The organism is Burkholderia territorii (assembly GCF_902833055.1).
GTDB lineage: Bacteria > Pseudomonadota > Gammaproteobacteria > Burkholderiales > Burkholderiaceae > Burkholderia > Burkholderia territorii.
Genome location: NZ_CADFEJ010000054.1, coordinates 1 through 996, shown reverse-complemented (window position 1 = coordinate 996; position 996 = coordinate 1). Strand labels below are relative to the sequence as shown.

Below are 996 nucleotides of genomic sequence, written 5' to 3'. Positions count from 1 at the left end.
ACCAATGTCGCGGACGGCACCGGCCAGCAAGACGCGGTGACGGTGCGGCAGTTGACCGGCGCATTGCAGTCGTTCGCGGTCACGGGCCAGAAGTACTTCCACGCGAATTCGACGGCGGCGGATTCGCTGGCCGTCGGCGCGGAATCGGTCGCGGTCGGGCCGACGACGGTCGTCAACGGCGACAACGGTGTCGGCATCGGCAACGGCGCGATCGTGGATCAGACCGCGCCCGGCGGCGTCGCGATCGGGCAGGCGGCAAGTTCCGCGCAGGCTGACGCCATTGCACTGGGCAGCGGCGCGGCGGCAATCGGTGCGCAGTCGGTGGCACAGGGCGCGAACGCGGCGGCGGTCAGCGTGGGCAGCGTCGCGCTTGGCTCGGGTGCCCGCAGCACCGCGACCGATGCGCTCGCGCTCGGCGCGGGTGCGTCGGCAACGTTCGCGAACAGCGTCGCGTTGGGCGCCGGTTCGCTGACGACGGTCGGCGCGCTGACGAACTACGTCGCGTATGGCCTGAGCAGCCCGCAGTCGTCGGCCGGTGAAGTGAACGTCGGCAACCGGCAGATCACCGGGCTCGCCGCCGGCAAGAACGGCACGGACGCGGTGAACGTGTCGCAGCTCGATTCGGTCGCGAACCAGCTGACGACGCTGATCGATCAGCGCACGACCAATCTTGGCGGGTCGTACACGTCGAATCCCGCCGGCGGCAATGTACCGCCGGGTGCGAGCGGTTCGAACTCGTCGGCCGGCGGCTCGGGCTCGGTCGCGTCTGGCTCGAACAGCACGGCGGTCGGCAACAACTCGACGGCGTCTGGCAACGGCTCCACCGCCATCGGCGTGGGTTCCACCGCCTCGGGCAACAACTCGACGGCGATCGGCGCGGGCAGCAACGACGGCGGCCGCTCGAACGTGGTCGCGGTCGGCTCGGCGGAATCGGCGCGGCAGGTCGTGAACGTCGCGGCGGGCACGCAGGGCACCGACGCGGTGAACGTGAACCAG

Annotated in this window: 1 protein-coding gene; it reads left to right on the top strand. The window is 70.9% G+C overall.

The window, feature by feature from the left end; genetic code table 11:
* A partial coding sequence (locus HW466_RS32160) for a YadA family autotransporter adhesin (RefSeq protein ID WP_414144157.1) occupies positions 1–996 on the top strand: 996 nt, incomplete at both ends.